Below are 19560 nucleotides of genomic sequence, written 5' to 3'. Positions count from 1 at the left end.
GGTGGTTTCAATGAACAGCGATCAGCGAGAGATTCAACGCAAACTTCGGGTTTTGCAGCATGCCGACAGAAACGGTGATGTGAGCAAGACATGTCGGTATTTCGGGATCGGGCGTGCGAGCTTTTATAGATGGCGCAAAGCCCATGCAGACAAGGATGATGCCGGCCTGCTTGTCGCCCGTTCTGTGCCACATAATCATCCCAACAAGATGTCACCTGAGGTCGAAGACAAGATCCTTCATCTTCGACGAACGTATCATCTCGGACCGATCCGGATCGTCTGGTACCTTGAGCGCTATCACGCCATCAAAGTCTCCGACGCAGGAGTCTATCGCACCCTCAAGCGTCATGGACTGAACCGCCTGCCTCGGGGGACCCGATTGAGAAAGGTGCACACCCAGCGCTACAACAAGCAGGTGCCGGGCCAGATGGATGTCAAGTTCCTGATCTTCAGAGGAAAACAGGGTCAGAAGGTCAAGCGTTACCAGTACACAGCGATTGACGACGCCACGCGGGTGTGCGCCTTGAAAGTTTACAAGCGCCACACTCAGGCGAGCGCCATCGATTTCGTGGATCACATCGTCGAGAAGTTTCCATTCCGCATCCAACAGATACGCACCGACAATGGTCATGAGTTCCAGGCAAAGTTCCATTGGCATGTCGAGGACAAGGGTATCCGCCACGTTTACATCAAGCCGAGCAGCCCTCAGCTCAACGGCAAAGTGGAGCGCTCCCATCGATCAGACCAGCAGGAGTTCTACCAGTTGTTGTCGTACAAAGACGATGTCGATCTGGAAGCCAAGCTCGACGAATGGGAGCGCTTCCATAACTTGGCCAGACCACATGGAGCCTTTGGAGGAAAAACACCTTACGAGGCGCTCCGAGAACGGCTATAATTCTACCGTCAGGTGTCTCGCTGAATTGTACATATCTACAGTTCATATTATCGCGATAATTCTGAACTGCGGAGTTTCACGATATAATAATAATTGGCCAAATCAGGTTGGTTCATCTTTAGTAATGCCCGCAACGCCAAAGTGCTCGGGCGGTACTTCATTCAGGATTACACGAATCGATTGTCGCGGTGCATGGATAGCTTCTTCCGCAGCATCAGTGAGCTTGCGAACAAGCGCCTTCTTCATTTCTTTGGAACGGCCCTCGATCAAGGTAACCTGAATTATCGGCATGCTTTCCCTCCTTCAAATTCGACCGCCCGAACCATGCAACTCACGCTTTAACCGAGAATGCAGGTCTACCCAGACCTTCGACAACAGCGCGAACACTATCCCCTGGTGCCAGCGCCTCCGCAGCAGTCGCTCCCCCTGCCATAATGACCCAGCCTGGCTGCAATTCGATCTCGTGTTGCCCACATAGACGCGCCGCGCTCGCAAGCGCCCGCGCCGGGTGCCCCAGTATGGCGGCTGTAGATCCGATTTGACGAGGCTCCCCATCAAACTCGAGGATTATGCCAAGATTGGCATAATCCCCTCCGGGCAAGTGCCATGGCCCGGTTACAAAACTGGAGGAAGACGTATTATCCGCAACGACATCAGGTAGATTAAACTTGAAGTTCATGTAGCGGCTATCGATAATCTCGATAGCCGGCGCGACAGCCTCTATAGCCGCCATAGCCTCTAGCAATGTCACCGTTCCAGACAAAGGTTTCTTTAGTAGAAAGGCTAGCTCAGGCTCCGCGCGTGGATGCACATAATCTGTGATATCAATTTCACCCCCATCACTTACGCGCATAGAATTTGTAAGATGCCCGTATATCTCATCGCGGAGCCCCATCTGCACCTGCTTCGCCCGAGAAGTGAAACCCATCTTCACCCCGATCACCTGCTCCCCACGCGCCTCCCTGCGTGCGATAGACAAGCGCTGCACCTCATAGGCCTGTTCAAGCGAGATGTTGTTTCCCGTTTCGGATAATTGGGCTATCGCAGTCGCCTTATGTGCTGCTGTGTCTACAATCTCGGCAATCGCATTGAGGTCGCTCATTCTCGCCGTTCCTTCATCATCTTGTTCTGATATTCTCTGACTCATTCGACGCACGCATTGGTTGAAGAGGCATCAACAATCAGCAAAGCGCGCACTGACAGAACCCAGACCGTTTATCCTGAGTTCGTAGACACCAGGCGTCACAGGCACCATAGGCCCAAGCGCTCCGGACAGGATCAAATCACCTGCCTTCAGGGGAGCTCCTACTTCTATCATTTTGCGCGCCAGCCAAAGACAGGCGTTTAGGGGATTGCCAAGACAAGCCGCGCCGGCCCCCACCGACACCGGCTGACCCCGATGTTCGACTACCATACCACATGCCAAATGATCAAAATCACTCAACGCGACCGGGCGAGACCCCAACACATACAATCCGGATGAAGCGTTGTCCGCAATCGTGTCGACGATCGAGATGTCCCAGTCCTTGACCCTGCTATCGACGATTTCGATGGCAGGCAGAGCGAAAGCTATCGCTCGAACAAGCTCGGCCAAAGTGATGGCAGGATCATCCAAATCGCGATCAAGGTAGAACGCAATTTCACCTTCGATCTTGGGTTGGTACAGACGAGAAATTGGCACCGCTTCTCCATCGGCGAACGACATGTCCGAAAACAACATGCCAAAGTCCGGTTGGTCGACTCCCAACTGCGCTTGCACAGCAGTTGAAGTAAGTCCTATCTTCCGACCGCAAAGCGTGCGTCCCTGATCCAGCCAATACTGAGTGTTGATTTGTTGAATTGCATACGAGTCATTGACGTCAATGCCCAAAAATCGATCCCGCAAAGGTGAGACTGGGTTTCCTCCTTCATACACCTGGCGCAAACTGAGCGCTGCTGCATTTCGATCTTTGGTATTCAAACTCATCGTTTATGCCTTACAATTTGATGCAAATGTTCTTGTGCTCGGTATAAAATTCGAGGCCATGTACGCCTCCCTCGCGTCCAATACCCGACTGTTTCGCGCCGCCAAATGCGGTTCGCAGGTCACGCAGGAACCATGAGTTGACCCAAACGAGACCGACATCCATCTGCGCGGCCACCCTGTGTGCGCGGGAAAGATTCTCGGTCCATACCGCAGCGCATAGTCCGTATTCGGAATCATTTCCACGCTGGACAGCCTCATCCTCATCATCAAACGGCACAACGCTACAGCATGGACCAAATATTTCCTCTTTCATTACCGCATCGGTATCTTTGACACCGGTCCATATCGTCGGCTCGATCCATGCGCCTCCTGGGAATTTCTCTACAGCAGAGTGAATACCCCCGCCAAGGACCACATCTGCACCTTGAGCAACCGCTTTCTCATAATATGAGAGCACCTTGTTGCGATGTTCGAGCGAAATCAGAGGACCCATGCTGACGCCCTTACCGTCCGGCGGACCAATCACCAGTTGTCGCGCCTGATCAGCCAGCTTGGCGATGAACTCTTCATAAAGCGGCCGTTGAACATAAACCCTCTCGGTTCCAAGGCAGACTTGCCCACAGTTTACAAAAGCGGATCGCACAGTTCCGGCGACGGCTTTATCGACGTCAGCATCTGCAAATATGAGCGCTGGATTCTTGCCTCCGCACTCCATGGATATGTTTCGCAGACCGATGGCTGCGCTCTGCATAATGATTTCACCCGTGCGCGTTTCACCGGTGAACGTAATCGCATCAACTTCAGGATGGGACGTGAGGTACGCTCCGGCACTCTCTGGCCCGAAACCCTGTACCACATTGTACACGCCTTCCGGAACGCCCGCAGCATTCATGACCTCTCCGAGAAGCGCCGTGGTAGTTGGAGTTTCCTCGGAAGGCTTGACCACAACAGTATTGCCGCACGCCAAGGCGGGCCCCACTTTCCAAGTCATCAGCAACAAAGGCAGATTCCAGGGAGAAATCACGGCTATAACCCCCTTGGGACCTCGCGCTGCATAGTTCAGTGCTCCGGCGCCGTCCGGCGTCGGCATGTCGAAGACCTCGTCTGGGACGTTCTTTATTAGGTCGGCAAAAATTTTGAAGTTCGCGGCACCGCGCGGTATGTCGATATGGCTCGCCATGTTCCAGGGTTTACCGGTATCGGCACATTCGGCTCTTAAAAATTCATCGAACCGCGCTTCGATGCCCTCGGCTACTTTGTAAAGAATAGCGCTGCGCTCCGCCATACTCATCTTGCCCCAAGGCCCCTTAAGGGCCCGCCGCGCCGCCATCACCGCCTGATCCACCTCGTCCTGTCTTGCCTCGTGCACCAGAGAGATCAGCGAGCCATCTACAGGAGACCTATTTTCAAAGACTTCCCCACTTGTGCCTTTGACGTACTTCCCGTTGATAAAGTGGCCAATCTCCATCGGGTTTGTATTCTTCAACATGTTGCCATCCAAACTTTGGCCCAAAGGCCTGTTGTAAGTCATTGATTCAGCACCTGCACACCTGCGGCAGCACACACAATGTCTTGTTCCTCACTCCCGCCTGAGACTCCGATCCCACCAATCAAATCTTTTTCGGCTTTCAGAGGTAAACCTCCGCCAACCGTCACGAAGCGGGGCACTCGCTGCAAACCCGCCAAAACACGGGTATGTTCAGCCGCCAAAAGGTCAGCCCAAGCGTGGGTAGCCTGCCCGAAACACGCCGCCGTGTAAGCCTTGTCGCGCGCAATTCCAGCACACATGTCCGGAGCATTATCCAGCCTGAGGAATGCGACCTCATGTCCACTCGCAGCATAGACCGCAATACAAACTGACACGCCTAAATCCTTAGCCTTGGAAGCAGAGGCCGAGACAACCTCAAAGGCTGCCCCGGCGCAGATTTGTGGCGATGCGGTTACCGAAATCACCTCACCACCTGATCAGGTGTAGACACTCAGGAAAGTATCGTTGAGCTCCTTCTCATAATAGAAAATACCCTTACCTGTCTGATCTTCAGTCCAGCGCCGCACCGGCGTGTCTGGATAGCAGTCATACCCTCCAGCAAAAACCTCGTTCCGATTTCCGGATGGGTCCCAGAAATAGATGGTCTTGCCTTGTGTTATACCATGCCGGGTTGGACCAATATCGACCGATACATCATATCTGGCAAATCTGTCAGCAGCATTGCCAATCGCATTCCAATCCTCGACCCGGAACGACGCATGGTGGAACTTCCCATCTTCTTCATTGCGAACGAAAGCAATATCGTGCGCCTTTGTCGAGCAGGTCAGGAATAATGCAATCGTCGTTTTGACTTCATCATTCGCATGAACATATTCGGCGCGCCGGAAGCCCAGAACATCTGTGAAAATTTTCTCAGTGGCATCAATGTCTGCCCCATATAGCAAGCAGTGATCAAATCTAATTGGTTTGACGCCGTGAGGTTCCATGACCCAAAGGTTGGGGTTATCTGTCTCAGGCCCCTTTAGTGATATCTCCATATCCGCATAAAGATCAAACATGTGGCCTGTTGGTGCTTTGAACCGCACACGCGGCCCGACTCCAGGTTGCTCGCCCGCCGGCACGTCCGTCGTGGGGACCCCATAGGCTCGCAGCTTTTGATTCAACTCCTGCAACGTCGTAGCATCAGCTACCTTGAAGCCCATAACGTCCATACCCGGTTGATCTGCTTCTCGCAGCACGAGACTATGTCTGTCAAACTCTGGGCCTGCCTTAAAGTATACTCGCCCGTCATCCTCCTGGCTGACTAAATCCAATCCAAGAATGCGGCTGTAGTGATTGATCGCCTCCCCCATATCGAGAACGCGCAATTGTACAAATCCTGGTCTTAGAACACCTGTTATAGCCATGTTTTCCTCCTGTTTAAACTAATCTTGCTTTGCAACCTTTTGAACTTCTTCCATCTTGGCTTTCAAATTTTTGAACAGTCTGCCAACTGGCACCACCGTGACTTCACCACGCGGATACATTCGACACGCCAATGCGGCTCGACCACTTTGCTCATCATCGAAAGTAATGTGAGCCCGACTCATTCTGCCCGCCGAAAAATCTCCTCCTAATATCTCGACCTTGCAAACTCCGCAGCCTCCTCCTCGACAACCGACCGGAACAACAGTCAAATTTGCTCTCTTCATGGCCCGCAAAACATCCTCACCTTCTGCACAGTCAAACTCGTGAGAAAGGCCGTCCTTTATGACGGTCACAAAATGCATCGGGCCCTTGTTCAGTGTACGTGAATCCTCTCCCATTTCGATCTACAAGCTCTTGAACAACGGAGAACGCTTTCCGCCTTTTCCCGCATCCTTCTCTGTAATGAATTTCTCGGTAAAGATATGTTTCTCGAAACACCGCCCCCGCATCAGCACGGTAATCGAGGCATCGATCATCTGTGGCGGCCCACAAAGATACGCCGAATAGTCTTCGAACTTGCCATCGAACACTCGGTTTGCGGCTTCGTGCACAAAGCCCGCCTCACCACCCCATCCCTCTTCAGGTAAGGGGGCAGAAACAACTGGCACATAGGTGAACTGAGGATACCGCATCGACAACCCCTCAAACAGATCCACGTAGTAGAGTTCTGATCTGTGCCGAGCGCCGTGAAACAGGAAGATGGGTCGCGAATACTCTTTCGCGAGCAGATCCTGGATCATTGACTTCGGGCTCGACAACCCGGACCCACCCGCGATGAAGATCAATGGCCTGTCTTCGGACTCGCGGACGAAGAAACGCCCCATTGGGGCTACAAACCTTAGCTTATCACCTGGCTGGAGCTTCTCGTGCATATATGTCGTTGCCGCGCCCCCCTCAACCAACGAGACATGCAACTCGACAATCCCGGTCTCCTGCGGCGCATTTCCCACTGAGAAAGCGCGCGGACGATCACACCCCGGTACCTGCAAATTGATATACTGACCTGCCTGAAAACGGAAAGTCTCCGGAACGCTCATCCGAACACCCTTGATCCTCGGCGTTAGCGTAACGACATCCCGGACTTCAGCCTCATAATCTTCGATCGGCAAAGAGAGAGCGTCATCGTCTTCATCGATGTCTGCCTCAATGACCAAGTCAGACAGCGCCGAAGCGCAACATGCCAGAGCGATACCGTCATCCCGCTCGAAGTCCATAAGCGCAAACGGAGAGGCCGCGCCGTGATCAATCTCGCCTTCGAGTACTTTCACTTTACAAGTGCTGCAAAGTCCATGACCGCATTGATAGGGAACGTACAGACCAGCGCGCAGAATGGCGTCCAGAATAGTCTGCCCCTCTGCAAGCTCAAGCTCTTCGCCAATTGAGTCTATTGTTAGTGAGTACATGCCTTCCCCATTATTTTTTTAAATTCATTATCCCTCTCAATGCAACTTCTATGCCAAAATTTGATCCAAAACGAGACAATCGCACTTTTCGATAAATGACTAAAATAATTCTTTTTTTACAGTGTGATAAAAATATTCGCCCGCTTACCATCTTTAATTTCACGATGCCTGGATAGCGGAAATCATCAATCACGATTAATTTCTCATAATGTGGCAGTATTCAATTTCTCTCATATCGTAAAAATTCTGCACGAGTGTTAGACTCGACAAAAACAAAATGGAGGAATGGGAGGAACTGCATGATTAACGGATCAACACAGTCATCAAAAGGCGTGAGCGCGAAATCATTCTTGGAGCCGGGGAATAAAAATATCTCCGAATATCCTGACATGTCAGATTTGGCCGAACGCCTTCGTTTCGACCCCAAGAGCGGCCGGATCTGGCTTGATCATCGCCGAATGTTTCTCATGCATACCCGTTCATTCGGTGAACTGCGGCGAGAAATGATTTCGGAATTCGGGATGAACGCCGCACGCAGTCTCTTGACCCGCCTCGGATATCTTTCGGGCACGATTGACGCAAAACTTGCAACAAAAATTCGATCCGATAGAGATGATTTCGACGCGTTTTCAACAGGACCGCAAATGCACGCGCTTCTGGGGATTGTACGCGTCGAATGTGTTGCGTTCGAAATGGACCAAGCCAAAGGCAAGTTTTTTGGCGAATATCTTTGGCACGATAGTGTGGAAGACGAATGTCACATTCGTGACTACGGCTTATCAGACTACGAAGCCTGCTGGATGCAAGTTGGATATGCTAGTGGATTTACTTCTGCATTCCTTGGGCGACCCGCCCTGTTTCGGGAAGTAGAATGTACAAGCATGGGTTACAAGCACTGCCGTATTATCGGCAAGCCGGTCGAGGAGTGGGAGGATGTCCACCGCGATCTGCACTTCATTCACGGGGCCGGTCTCGATAGGACGGACTCGAAAGAACCCCTGAAACCGAACCATCAGCACACATCCGCGTCAATAGCCTCATCCTTGGCTTTCCTGCCAACCAAAGAGACGTCCACCAGCAACCAGATTGTAGGCACATCTGCAGGTTTCCGCACTGTCAAACATTTCATCGACAAAGTTGCCCAAACAAATGCTACCGTCTTGCTTATGGGCGAGAGTGGCGTCGGCAAAGAAGTCTTCGCCCAATATCTTCACCGCAGTTCAAAACGCAGTGACAAACCGATTATCGCTGTGAATTGTGCCGCGATACCTGAGAATCTTCTCGAGGCGGAATTATTCGGCGTTGAAAAGGGCGCATTTACTGGGGCCACATCCTCGCGTCCGGGGCGTTTTGAGCGTGCGGAAAATGGAACGATATTTCTTGATGAAATAGGCACGCTCAGCCTCTCGTCACAGGGCAAGCTTCTGCGCGTCCTTCAGGAAGGTGAAGTTGAACGTGTTGGGGCAACCCAGGTTCGCAAAATTGACATCCGCGTTGTCGCGGCGACAAATGTCGATTTGGAAGCCGCTGTAGAAGCAGGAAATTTCCGGGAAGACCTGTACTACAGGCTCAGTGTTTTTCCAGTTAATATCCCCCCTCTGAGGGAAAGACGGGCAGACATTCCTCTCTTGCTGGACTATTTTCTAAAAAAGTTCACCCAGAAGCATGGCAAGACCATCACAGGCTATTCGGAAAAAGCTACATCGGCACTATTCTCCTACAATTGGCCTGGAAATATTCGCGAGATGGAGAATATGGTAGAGCGCGGCGTCATCCTTGCGGAAGAAGATGGCTATATCGATTTTTCCAATCTCATCTTGCGCAAGTCCCATAATCTATCCTCTGTTTTTTCCATGGGCGAAAATGGCGAACTCAGCGAGCTTTTCCATGCACAGGGACGCCAGACTGAGCCAACCCAAAAGCCAGATACTGGTGTGCAGAACCTTCTAGCTTCAGGCCTAAGCTTCGCTGAGATCGAAGCGAAGCTCCTGCGTGCCGCTGTCGACGAGGCCGATGGTAACCTTGCCGCCGCAGCCCGAAAAATTGGTCTGACTCGTCCGCAACTGGCCTATCGCCTGGACAAGCTGGATATAAACGGTGGCTGCTCAGAAAATCTGGCTGACACGTAAAAAAGCGGCGCCTTTCGGCGCCGCAGTTTGGAGGTGCCGTGTTTAACGGCTGTTTATGCCTATTTTCCGGTTGCGCGCAGATTCTGGACCGTGAACTTTGATTGCGGATTCAGTTTTGAATCGACCCGTCCTCGGAAATGACCAGTTGTGCAATGTCCAGCCTGCACATCCAGCATTGAGAAAGCATCATCAATCGAAACCCCTGAGCCCTTATTGATCGGATCATGGTGGTCAGGATGAGCTTGACCAATGGTGAAGGTTTTCCACAGGTCGCCCTTACGATCATAAATCAACGTTCTAGGCAGGGTGTATGTCTGAGCGTCAACGTAGTGAACACGTTTGGAAACCGGGTGATTATCATCCACGGGGTCCGATTCCAGAACATAGACCTTGCGAAGCTGCCAGGTAACGTTTGGGTAACATCCACCTTGTCCCCCAAAATCGACAAATTTGTAGCCGTCTTTCTCGACATTATCCTCACTCAGAACAAGATCATTGTGATTGAAGAAGGGCAGAAGGACGTTCTTAGTGCCCTGATAGGTCCACTTCATTTGCGAGATGCTGCCATTATAACCCTCAAAATCTTCAATCATAAGGTCCGACCCTAAGAATGAGTCTGTAACCTGTCCGGTCGCGAGTCGACGCACCCGGCGCTGAAATCCAAGATAAAGCCATGCATTGCTTTGCTTTAGGTCGTCCGCATAGCGATAGATCAGGAGCTGTGTGTTCTTGAGATCGAAGGGTTCCAATACCTGCAGATATATGGCCCGGAAAATGTCATCTGGATTGCTTTCCACTTCAGGCAGTGGATCCTGGTTTACCCTGTGTTTAAAGTTCAGAAAGTGAAAGTTGAACTTGATTGTCCGCTCAATCTTTCCTGACTGGAGATCTTTGAACTTCCAGTAAAATGGCGCAATCGCAGCGTTGTCGCCCCAATTATACCCATACTGGAAATTCCAGGCGAGTTTTTCGCCCGCGCGGGGATCATCCATCGATGGATCTTGAGGGAATGGGCGCCCTGCCACAAACCCGTTGATCTGGCCAACAGCGTCACCTAGTGAAACATTCTTATAGCCGTCTCGAGTTGCCTTGATGTAGTTGGGATGCAAATCGAACGATGTGGTTTCACCCACCGTCACGGCGAGCCAACCATCGCTGATCTGCTTTTCAAGAGCTGGATCCAGAATTTCCGAAAATTGCGCAACATTGCTTTGATCGATAGTCATGCCTGCGGTGAGGCCACTATAGGTCGGTGCCCCATTTGCGTATGGATAGAAAGAATCGTCCACCACCTGCGCGGCGGCCGACCCACCTACCAGAACAGCAATCGCGGCACCTGTCAGATAACTTGAAAGTTTCATCAGTTTTTTCCTTTTTGGGTTTAGAAGCGATAGCGAATTGTCAGCTGAAGTTCATCTTCTGCAGTAGCTGAACCAATCGGTCCCTGCCTGAAACGCCCTAGAGGTTCGAATCCAGACAGACCAACAGAACCAGGTGCAAACGGGTCGGCATGAAGAGCTGTGGCTGTAAAAGGCGGGAATGGATTACATGACCGGCAGTCATCGAACGTTTGCGCACCTTTACCAAACTTGAAGTTGGCCCCGAGTGTCACTTTCCAGCTATTACTCAGCAGCCATTCAATTGAAGGCGACACTACAGTGGCATTGGCACGAAAATCGTGTGCCGCGATCACTTGAGGATTGACAAGTCCATTCTTGAGCGGCTGACGGACCAAGAGAGTTGCCGTCCAATTCTCCTTCCAATCTGGAATCCCTGCCCGCCCGAAACTTGGAATGCCTGCTGCACTGCCAGCCGTTTCAATCAAATCATGATCAAGAATATGCTGCCCGAAGACCTGAGCAGAAATAAGCGCTGCTGAGTTAGAATCAACAAACGGCAAGAAGGCATTGTGATCCACGCCAATCACATATCTGATCACGTCGTTACTAGAGAATAATCGCTCTTTGGTTGTATTTGCAAACTCTTCGCCAACCGAGTAGGCAGCTTCTACACGAATAGCTGACTTGATACTGTCGGCATAAAAATCCAGCGAGCCACCATAAAGATGAACGCGTGGGAATTCGATATCGAAAGCAATAAGATATGGCAAAACATTGGTCTCGCCAGTGAAGCTATTCATTGCAGGAATCCCACCGCGCAAGCTGGGCAATTGCGAAATGTAATCGATATAATTCAGCGAAAAGCCAACATCATTTATCACCCCCTCCATTTTCAGGCCAATCTGGGTGTTCTGAAAGGACCACTCTGGAAGATTTGCTTTGCGTATGCCAATTTGCCCGGGTCCAAAATCAGTTGAGATGCCACCGCCAGCAAAGTTTCCGACTGTGCAGCCGAGCTCCCAGCACACGTTCATTGCACGGAAGTAAGGTCCCGCATCCAAGATGGAATAGGGTGTGCCCCCCTGACCGAGATTGTTAGGTCGGAACTCATCAAAGTTCCAAACGAACGAAAAGTTTAGATCCGTGAACGGCCCTTGGGGCCCAAGGCGCGCCTCTGTAGACAACATCCATTGGGGAATCCGAATATCTTCTAATTCATCATAGATGTTATGTCGTGAGTAATCGACGGGGTTAAGCACATCCAGGACACGGAACAAGTCTGTTCGTCCCCACACGACCTGCTGCTTGCCCAGCCGAATTCCCAACTCTGATCCATTGTCGCCCAGCGGGATTGTTCCATCAACGTAAAGCTCCCGAATAAAGTCCAGCTTATCGTTGAATTCAGAGAAACGCAGATCATCACTTGAATAGTCAAGATAGCCGTTAATACAGCCTCTTGAGTCAACATCACATGGACGTGTTGGGTAAGCAAGGACGACTCCGGAACCTTGCTCGTGATAGGCTGACCCTAGAATTGCCAGGCCAGCATTTGGGTTAACGCTAGTGTCGAAGCCAAACGCATTGCTCGGCGGGAGCCCTGGGGTGCCCGCCGTGACGATCGAAGATCCGTAGGGTGTCGTGTGCGCAGGAATGGCGGGCGATCCAGGACCAAGGGAACCGGCGGGAGCACCAATATTGATAAAACTGACCGCCCCTCCTGAATCCTCTCCAAACTCACTGGAATTCAGATCATAGACACCGTCATACGTTGCCCGCAAAACCCCCTGAAATGAGAATTGTGAGAACAGTCCTTTGGTATTGAATTCACGTCCAAATTCCAATTGCGCTGTGTTACGAAACTTCGATAGACCGACATCGTCACGCACAAAAGTACTATTCTCCACAAAGCCCGCAACATCCCATTCCTCTTCTTGCGCAATCGCCTGCGGCAATGAGTATGCAGCTGCCACGAACAAGCTGGTCGTCAACCACTTGCCGTAGTTCCTCCTCATGTTTTTGATCATTATTATTCCTCCCTTTTTGTAGTCATTGGCCAATTTTTGAGATCGGAACACTCGCAACTCGAGTGATGAATTTTGGTTTGAAAAAGCGTATCCATGCCGGAACCAGCACGAGTGCAGCGATTGCGTTCAAAACCAGCATGACACTCAGCAGAACAGCAGCGTCCGCCTGGAAACGCAGGGTGGATACAAATTTCCACACGATTACGCCGCACATCAAAGTGAATGCCGTGAAGCAGATCGCCGTTCCCGTCGATTGAAGCGCCCTTTGAATTGCAACTTCGAGGTCGCCATAAGCCTTGCTTAGCTCCTCACGAATGCGATCCATCATATAGATCGAATAGTCGATCCCGACACCGACACCGATCGCGATAATTGGAACCGTATTGGTATCAATCCCGACGCCCACAACACCCATATAGGCGTAGGTCAAAACCGTCGCGAATGTCATAGCAACAAACATCAGCAATCCAGCCTCCAACGAGAAGTAAAAAGCAGCGACGAATAGAAAGATCAAAAGCAAGACTGATGGCAGAACGATCAAGTTCGTCTGGAACGCCGCTTCATTGCTCGCCGCTGTGACACCCACAATGCCGCCAGCAAGATCGAAATGCAGGCCTTCGACCCGGTTTGCAGGGTCTGATATCCAAGTCTTCAGCATATGCGTCGCGCGGCGTATGGTCGTACCCTGATGATCCTTGTAGTAGAAGACGATGCTCGCCTGGTCTTCATCCGTGGACATAAACTCATCCAGCGCGCCCGGAATTGGGCTGGAAGCCATGTAGGTAAACATCAATCCGCCCACATAAGCAGGGTCATCTGGTATATGCAGCCAACGCGGATCATCGGAGTGGATCAAACGATTGACCTGTTTGATCAAGTCGGGAAGAGCCTTTACACCCCCAAGGTCCGGATCACGCAGCATATAGCTTTCAAGATTTCTGATTGCTCTCAGAACTTCAGACCGCTTCAGACCACCCAACTCATCCGTTCGCGCAACCACTATTAGCTCTTCAGAGCCTGGGAAACTCGCATTGATCGCTTTTGCTGATTGATTGTAATCATGGCTTGGATACAGAAGCGGGGAACCAGGTTCAGATTCTCCGATTTGAACACGCGAGGCCAAAATACCCCCGGCTAAAGCAACAGTAAGGCAAACGCCAAGTGCGACAGGCGCTCCACCCCGGCGCCCAATCATTGCGCCAATCCCTTCCGTGAGTTTGGACAATGGGTCGCTAGAAGGATTCTTTGGCCGGGGGGTAGGAAGCAAACTCAGGATGATCGGTACCGCGATCAGCACCGTGACCACCACACTAAGCGCCCAGATTGAAGCATAGTACGCAAGTTTCGTGTTGATCGGGATAGACCCAAGCGAAATCAAGAAAATGCCGATCGCGTCAGAAACAACCCCCAGCGAGCCCGGACGAAACAAACTCTCAAATGTATGCTGTGCAGCGAACCTCCCGGAAGATGCCGTCTTGAGCTCACCATTGTAGCGCTGAACGATTTGTATCCCGTGCGACAATGCTCTCGCCGAAATGAGAAACGGGATAACCAGAGTCAGAGGCTCAAGGTTGTAGCCAAGCAAGCTTACGACACCCAAGCCCCAAATGCTTGAAATCATAATCCCGATGACTGGAACCAGAACGCCATACCAGCTCCTGAAGTACACGATCAGCAAGCTCAGTAGAATCACGGTCGTGATCAAAAATATTTGCCCGACCTCGCCCAAGTAGGAGTGAACCCAACCAACCAGCACAGGCTGTCCCGCTGCATAAATTTTTACATTCGGGTGCGCACGTTCCAGAGATCGAGCTTCCTGCACTTCTTCGAAAACCCCTTCATAGTCCAGCCTGCCTTCATTTAAGGTCCCCTTGATTACGGCCGATTTCATGTCTGGTGATACTAACAGACCATAGACGCGCGGATTCGCCCGGACATCGCGCTTGATTTGCTCAAGCTCTTGCTGAGAATAAACGTCCTTCAGCGGATCATAATATGGCTCCGAGCTGATATCACCTTCAGCAGTCAACCAGACTTTACGTGTTGTGCGATGGGTCACGCTCGTTACGAGATTGTGATTAATGCTCGGCAAGCTATCGACGGCTAAGGTCAGTTCATTAATCAGTGACAGCGTCTCGTTCGTGAAGATGTCTCCGTCTTCAACCTCAACAGCTAGAATCACATTGTTCGCTCCACCGAACGTGTCGCGGACACGATTGTGCAGTTGAATATATGGATGCTTCTGCGGCAATAGATCTGAAAACTCAGAGTACATTTTCAAGCCAGGAATCTGAGAAGCAAAGAACCCGGTTACGGCAAGAATAGCGCACAGCACAATTATGCGATGCTTAAAAATACCGCGCTCAATTGCCAGTAAAAAATTCAAAACACGAGACATGGAATACCTACTGTTGGATGATCGCTTAGGGTACAGGCTGTACTGAGGCACACCCGATATCGGTTTGCTTGTTTACGGCGCATCAATTCGCGCAGCGAGAGCCTGGCCTCCCAGGAACACTCCGTGATCGTTTCCGGCCAGCGCCCTAATGAAGCCAGAAGTTTGCAAACCGGTGTCTACAGCCTGCCAACGCGTCCCCCGTCGCTTAAGCACAATGCCGGAGTTGCCCGCAGCATAAAAATGTCCTTCAATTTCGGATATGCGATAGATCGGTGACGAGGTTTCCGTCGCCTCTCTTTGCCAGCTGGAGCCTCCATCGTGTGTCGCAAAGATCACGCCATCGAGTCCTGCAACCCACCCCACCTCCGCGCTGTAGAAATGAGCTGCCAAGGGGTAGAACTCCTCACTCAGCGAGGCTATTTGAACCCACTCGTCTCCGCCGGTTTCCGTTTTCAGAACCGCGCCAAACTCGCCGACCGCGAAGCCCACACGCTCTGTCGGAAATTCTATCTGTGTAAGGAATAAATCATCCTCCATGGAATATTCGTCCCATGTCTTCCCCATATCCGAACTACTAAGAAGCGTACCGAAGCTAGCGGACACCCAAAGCTTGCCTGCCTCACCACAAGCAAGGGACTGCACTGTTTCGGCTGTGCCGATATCGCGCCCCGTCCATCCATCGGACCTTCGCGCCCATAGGCTGCCATCCAGGCCCAGTGCAAAAACCTCGTTCCCACATGCCACTACAGCGATTAGGTCCGAACGCGCATGGATTTCACCAACCTCGATGCGCGTGAACGCCTCTGAAGAAAGTTCGAATTCAACAATTACGCCTTGCGCACCAACAAAGATGGCGTGCTCTGGTGTTACGGCGACATCCTGGAAGATATCCGACCGCAATACTGGCTCTTTATAAGATTCCTTCACACCACGTAGATCCAGCGGCGCCTCACAGGCAGCCGTAAAAATCAAAGGCATCAGCAGACATGTGAGCTTCGCGCCACACCGGCGTACCCCATCAGGCATATTTCCTCCCTTGGCGCGTTCTGCATCTCTGTCTAACGAGAGAATGCGCGCTCAAGAGAGCAGGGAAGCAATTTCTATGCCATTTTTTGTCCCATAATGACGCACGCTAGAGAAACAAATAATTCATCTTTATTTTCAACGTGTTGTGAGGAATAAATCTTTCTATGGTTACATTGAAATATGCTTTTATGCTCGGATCACGGCACGTTTTTGATCAAATCGATAGTGAGACGATTCCGAATACATGAAATCGGGAAGGGTCGCCGCTCGCAAAGCGGGCCAGCCGTCACAATTAGCACTGCGCTATCGAGAATCCGCAAAATGTTAGGAAGTAGAGGCTAGAAGTTCTGAAATTTGCATTGCCGTATTGCGGAGCTCGGCTAGGCGCCAACCGCGCTCAATTGTGATCGCATCGCGAGTGAATGCAGAAGCAGAGACCGCTCCAATAATCTGTTGTCGCCCCATCATGACCGGCACAGCAAGGCAGTAAATATCACTCCTGACTTCGCCATCATCGACAGCATAGGCTTGGGCGCGAACCTGCTGAAGTTCACTCGCTATCAGCTCCGGATCGGTGATGGTCTTCTCAGTCAGACGTGGGAATGGCCCACAGGAGAGGAAGGCGTTCCGGCGTTCGACGGACATATAAGCCAGCAGGACCTTCCCAATACCGGAACAATAAGCCTCAAGCTGTTCCCCCTCGCGCGTAAAAAGGATGCCGCAGTCGCGTGGCGACTTCACGAGATATGTGACCATCTCACTTTCGAAGACGCCAAAATGTGCGACGAGTCCCAGTTTCTCGCTCACGGTATCCAAACAGGGCCGTACAATTTCGATCAGCATTTGATTTGAATCATATGGCGCGAGCCGTTGGAGCAGCGCTGGCCCCGGTGCATATTTCGCTCTACCCAAGCGAATAAGCAGGCCGTTGGAGAGCAATGCCTTCAAGTGTCGATAGATTGTTGATTGTGGGACTTCCAAGATCTGGCTCATCCGCGCTGCATCGAACTCACCATCGCGCTCCAGCACAAGATGGAAGAGTTCAATCGCTCTTCCAAAAGACGACATGGGCGCGACACTACAGCTATTCGTATCCATGGGCACAGCTCGACAATTATCACCTTGTGAGAAATTGAAGCCCGGTTGCATTTGCTCTGTCAAGGCTCTGAATTTAGATAGCAGCTCGAAAAGCAAGCAAGGTAAAAGCGATGGCGGATGCTCAAAAGGTAAAAGTTGCGATCATCGGATCTGGAAATATCGGTACCGACCTGATGATCAAAATTCTGCGAAAATCAAAGACACTCGAAATGGGGGCTGTGGTCGGGATCGATCCCGAATCGGACGGCCTTGCCCGCGCAACCCGAATGGGCGTTGCGACAACACACCAAGGCATTGATGGCCTTGTGAAACTCGATGTGTGGCCAGAAATAGGTATCGTGTTCGATGCTACTTCGGCGGGCGCACATAAGCGACACAATGAAATTGTGACTTCAGCCCGAAAAACTATGGTTGACCTGACTCCCGCCGCCATTGGCCCTTACGTGATCCCCGTGGTGAACGGGGAGACGCATCTTGATGCGCCAAATGTCAACATGGTCACCTGCGGGGGGCAGGCGACGATCCCAATCGTGGCTGCGGTGTCCTCCGTCGCAGAAGTCCACTATGCGGAGATCGTCGCCTCCATCGCATCAAAATCTGCCGGGCCGGGCACGCGCGCCAACATTGACGAATTCACGGAAACAACATCGTCCGGGATTGAGAAGGTCGGGGGCGCCCGAAAAGGAAAGGCGATTATCGTTTTAAACCCCGCTGAACCACCGATGATTATGCGCGATACCGTGTTCACACTCTCCAGTGGCGCAGACGAATCCATGATCGAAGCGGCTATTGAAAAGATGGTGGCCAAGGTAAATGCGTATGTTCCTGGCTACAGGTTGAAACAGAAAGTCCAGTTCGAACGCTTCGGTTCAAATAATCCCGTGTACATTCCCGGCGTTGGAGAATTTGAAGGCATCAAAACCAGCGTATTCCTCGAGGTCGAGGGCGCCGCACACTACCTGCCTGCCTATGCAGGCAACCTCGATATCATGACGTCTGCCGCGCTTGCAACGGCGGAGAAAATGGCGGCACGCCGAATGGAAAGGGAGTTAGCATAATGTCATTCAACGCGGCCAATGATCAAATTTACATTCAGGATGTCACCTTACGAGATGGTATGCATGCGATCAGGCACCAATATGGAATTGACCATGTTCGCGGTATCGCACGCGCTCTTGATGCCGCTGGCGTCAATGCCATTGAGATCGCCCACGGCGATGGACTGAATGGCTCCAGCTTCAACTACGGCTTTGGATCTCACACGGACTGGGAATGGATCGAGGCAGTTGCCGATGTGGTCAAATCTGCACAGCTGACGACTCTTTTACTGCCGGGCATCGGCACAATAGAAGAACTGAAGCACGCCTATTCTCTCGGGGTTCGGTCTGTCAGAATCGCAACGCATTGCACTGAAGCAGATGTATCAAAGCAACACATCAGCATGGCTCGAGACCTTGGCATGGACACTGTTGGCTTTCTCATGATGAGTCATATGGTCGAACCAGAAAAACTCGCTGAACAGGCAAAGCTCATGGAAAGTTACGGCGCTGAGTGCATCTACGTAACCGATAGTGGTGGCGCACTTGATATGGACGGGTACGTGGCGCGGCTCGAAGCCTATGAAAAAGTTCTGAAACCTGAAACCGAACGCGGCATCCATGCTCACCACAATCTATCCCTTGGCGTCGCCAACTCCATCGTAGGTGTCCAGCACGGAGCCCGGCGGGTGGATGCATCCCTTGCAGGCATGGGCGCTGGTGCCGGAAACGCGCCACTTGAAGTCTTCATTGCTGCAGCGGATCGCAAAGGCTGGAAACATAGTTGCGACCTCTTTGCGTTGATGGATGCCGCTGAAGATCTGGTCCGTCCCCTGCAGGATCGCCCGGTTCGCGTTGATCGGGAAACCCTTTCCCTAGGGTACGCCGGCGTCTACTCATCGTTCCTGCGTCATGCAGAGAAGGCGGCCAAAGATTATGATCTAGATACGCGGGAAATTTTGGTCGAGCTTGGCAATCGCCGGATGGTGGGTGGTCAGGAAGACATGATTATCGACGTCGCGCTCGACATCATAAAGAAAAGAGAAAATGAAGTTCCGTCTTCAGCCTAGTGTGTCGTGTTTGTATGCGGGCAGCTTTCCATTACCCCAGAAGTGCTCTGAGACGAGTCCGCACCACTGCCGGCAGAGAGTTTCCGATGTTTTTACGAAATGCTCTGCTCCCTCAAACCTGGAACATTTTGAGTGCCAGATCACAAGCCAAGATCTGCTTGTTCCCCGTCAGCGACTGTGAGACAGATCGGCCAAATTGCTTAAGGAGGATTTCTGGC

Annotated in this window: 17 protein-coding genes; 4 read left to right on the top strand and 13 right to left on the bottom strand. The window is 51.6% G+C overall.

Annotated elements, in window-relative coordinates; translation table 11 throughout:
• The first annotated feature begins 10 nt into the window (after nt 1-10).
• Nucleotides 11-895, top strand: a complete 885-nt coding sequence (locus VR74_RS13525; protein ID WP_045697653.1) for an IS481 family transposase — start codon at nt 11-13, stop codon at nt 893-895.
• 102 nt (nt 896-997) lie between these two features.
• Here VR74_RS13525 and VR74_RS13520 read toward each other — a convergent pair whose 3' ends face one another.
• From VR74_RS13520 to VR74_RS13490, 8 genes are all read right to left on the bottom strand, one after another.
• Complete coding sequence (locus VR74_RS13520; protein ID WP_045697652.1) at nt 998-1186, bottom strand: 2-hydroxymuconate tautomerase; 189 nt, start codon at nt 1184-1186, stop codon at nt 998-1000.
• Nucleotides 1187-1226: 40 nt separating this feature from the next.
• Nucleotides 1227-1997 (bottom strand): fumarylacetoacetate hydrolase family protein, encoded by a 771-nt coding sequence (locus tag VR74_RS13515; RefSeq protein WP_045697650.1) that lies wholly within the window; start codon nt 1995-1997, stop codon nt 1227-1229.
• Nucleotides 1998-2069: 72 nt separating this feature from the next.
• Nucleotides 2070-2861, bottom strand: a complete 792-nt coding sequence (locus tag VR74_RS13510) for a fumarylacetoacetate hydrolase family protein (protein ID WP_045697649.1) — start codon at nt 2859-2861, stop codon at nt 2070-2072.
• 10 nt (nt 2862-2871) lie between these two features.
• Nucleotides 2872-4350: a 2-hydroxymuconic semialdehyde dehydrogenase gene (locus VR74_RS13505; RefSeq protein ID WP_299950538.1), complete on the bottom strand. Its 1479-nt coding sequence runs from the start codon at nt 4348-4350 to the stop codon at nt 2872-2874.
• Between the two features lie 38 nt (nt 4351-4388).
• Nucleotides 4389-4814 (bottom strand): heme-binding protein, encoded by a 426-nt coding sequence (locus VR74_RS13500; protein ID WP_045697647.1) that lies wholly within the window; start codon nt 4812-4814, stop codon nt 4389-4391.
• Between the two features lie 12 nt (nt 4815-4826).
• Nucleotides 4827-5756: a catechol 2,3-dioxygenase gene (locus tag VR74_RS13495; RefSeq protein ID WP_045697645.1), complete on the bottom strand. Its 930-nt coding sequence runs from the start codon at nt 5754-5756 to the stop codon at nt 4827-4829.
• Nucleotides 5757-5774: 18 nt separating this feature from the next.
• Nucleotides 5775-6119: a 2Fe-2S iron-sulfur cluster binding domain-containing protein gene (locus tag VR74_RS21075; protein WP_299950535.1), complete on the bottom strand. Its 345-nt coding sequence runs from the start codon at nt 6117-6119 to the stop codon at nt 5775-5777.
• Nucleotides 6120-6161: 42 nt separating this feature from the next.
• A complete protein-coding gene (locus tag VR74_RS13490) occupies nt 6162-7220 on the bottom strand; it encodes a 2Fe-2S iron-sulfur cluster binding domain-containing protein (protein ID WP_045697644.1) in 1059 nt (352 codons plus the stop codon).
• Between the two features lie 299 nt (nt 7221-7519).
• Here VR74_RS13490 and VR74_RS13485 point away from each other — a divergent pair, with 299 nt between their 5' ends.
• On the top strand, nt 7520-9349 hold the full coding sequence (locus VR74_RS13485; RefSeq protein ID WP_299950532.1) for a sigma-54-dependent Fis family transcriptional regulator: 1830 nt from the start codon (nt 7520-7522) through the stop codon (nt 9347-9349).
• Nucleotides 9350-9408: 59 nt separating this feature from the next.
• On the opposite strand, the gene VR74_RS13480 is transcribed toward VR74_RS13485, so the two are convergent.
• The 5 genes from VR74_RS13480 to VR74_RS13460 all read right to left on the bottom strand — a co-directional run bounded on the left by VR74_RS13480 (nt 9409) and on the right by VR74_RS13460 (nt 17235).
• Entirely contained in the window at nt 9409-10710 is a 1302-nt protein-coding gene (locus VR74_RS13480; RefSeq protein WP_045697643.1) for a DUF1329 domain-containing protein, read from the bottom strand.
• Between the two features lie 20 nt (nt 10711-10730).
• A complete protein-coding gene (locus VR74_RS13475) occupies nt 10731-12713 on the bottom strand; it encodes a DUF1302 family protein (protein ID WP_299950529.1) in 1983 nt (660 codons plus the stop codon).
• Between the two features lie 22 nt (nt 12714-12735).
• Entirely contained in the window at nt 12736-15111 is a 2376-nt protein-coding gene (locus tag VR74_RS13470) for an MMPL family transporter (RefSeq protein ID WP_045697642.1), read from the bottom strand.
• 72 nt (nt 15112-15183) lie between these two features.
• Nucleotides 15184-16137 carry a hypothetical protein gene (locus VR74_RS13465; protein WP_045697641.1) on the bottom strand — a complete coding sequence of 318 codons (954 nt, stop codon included), beginning with the start codon at nt 16135-16137 and terminating at the stop codon, nt 15184-15186.
• A 324-nt stretch (nt 16138-16461) separates the two neighbouring features.
• Entirely contained in the window at nt 16462-17235 is a 774-nt protein-coding gene (locus tag VR74_RS13460; protein ID WP_299950526.1) for an IclR family transcriptional regulator, read from the bottom strand.
• A gap of 110 nt (nt 17236-17345) precedes the next feature.
• On the opposite strand from VR74_RS13460, the gene VR74_RS13455 reads away from it, so the two are divergent.
• Complete coding sequence (locus VR74_RS13455; protein WP_045697640.1) at nt 17346-18293, top strand: acetaldehyde dehydrogenase (acetylating); 948 nt, start codon at nt 17346-17348, stop codon at nt 18291-18293.
• Nucleotides 18293-19342 carry a 4-hydroxy-2-oxovalerate aldolase gene (dmpG, locus tag VR74_RS13450; protein ID WP_045697639.1) on the top strand — a complete coding sequence of 350 codons (1050 nt, stop codon included), beginning with the start codon at nt 18293-18295 and terminating at the stop codon, nt 19340-19342. Before VR74_RS13455 ends, dmpG begins: the two co-directional genes overlap by 1 nt.
• The last annotated feature ends 218 nt before the right edge of the window (nt 19343-19560 follow it).

The organism is Hyphomonas sp. BRH_c22 (assembly GCF_000961795.1).
Lineage (GTDB): Bacteria > Pseudomonadota > Alphaproteobacteria > Caulobacterales > Hyphomonadaceae > Hyphomonas.
This window is presented reverse-complemented; position numbering and strand designations above follow the sequence as displayed.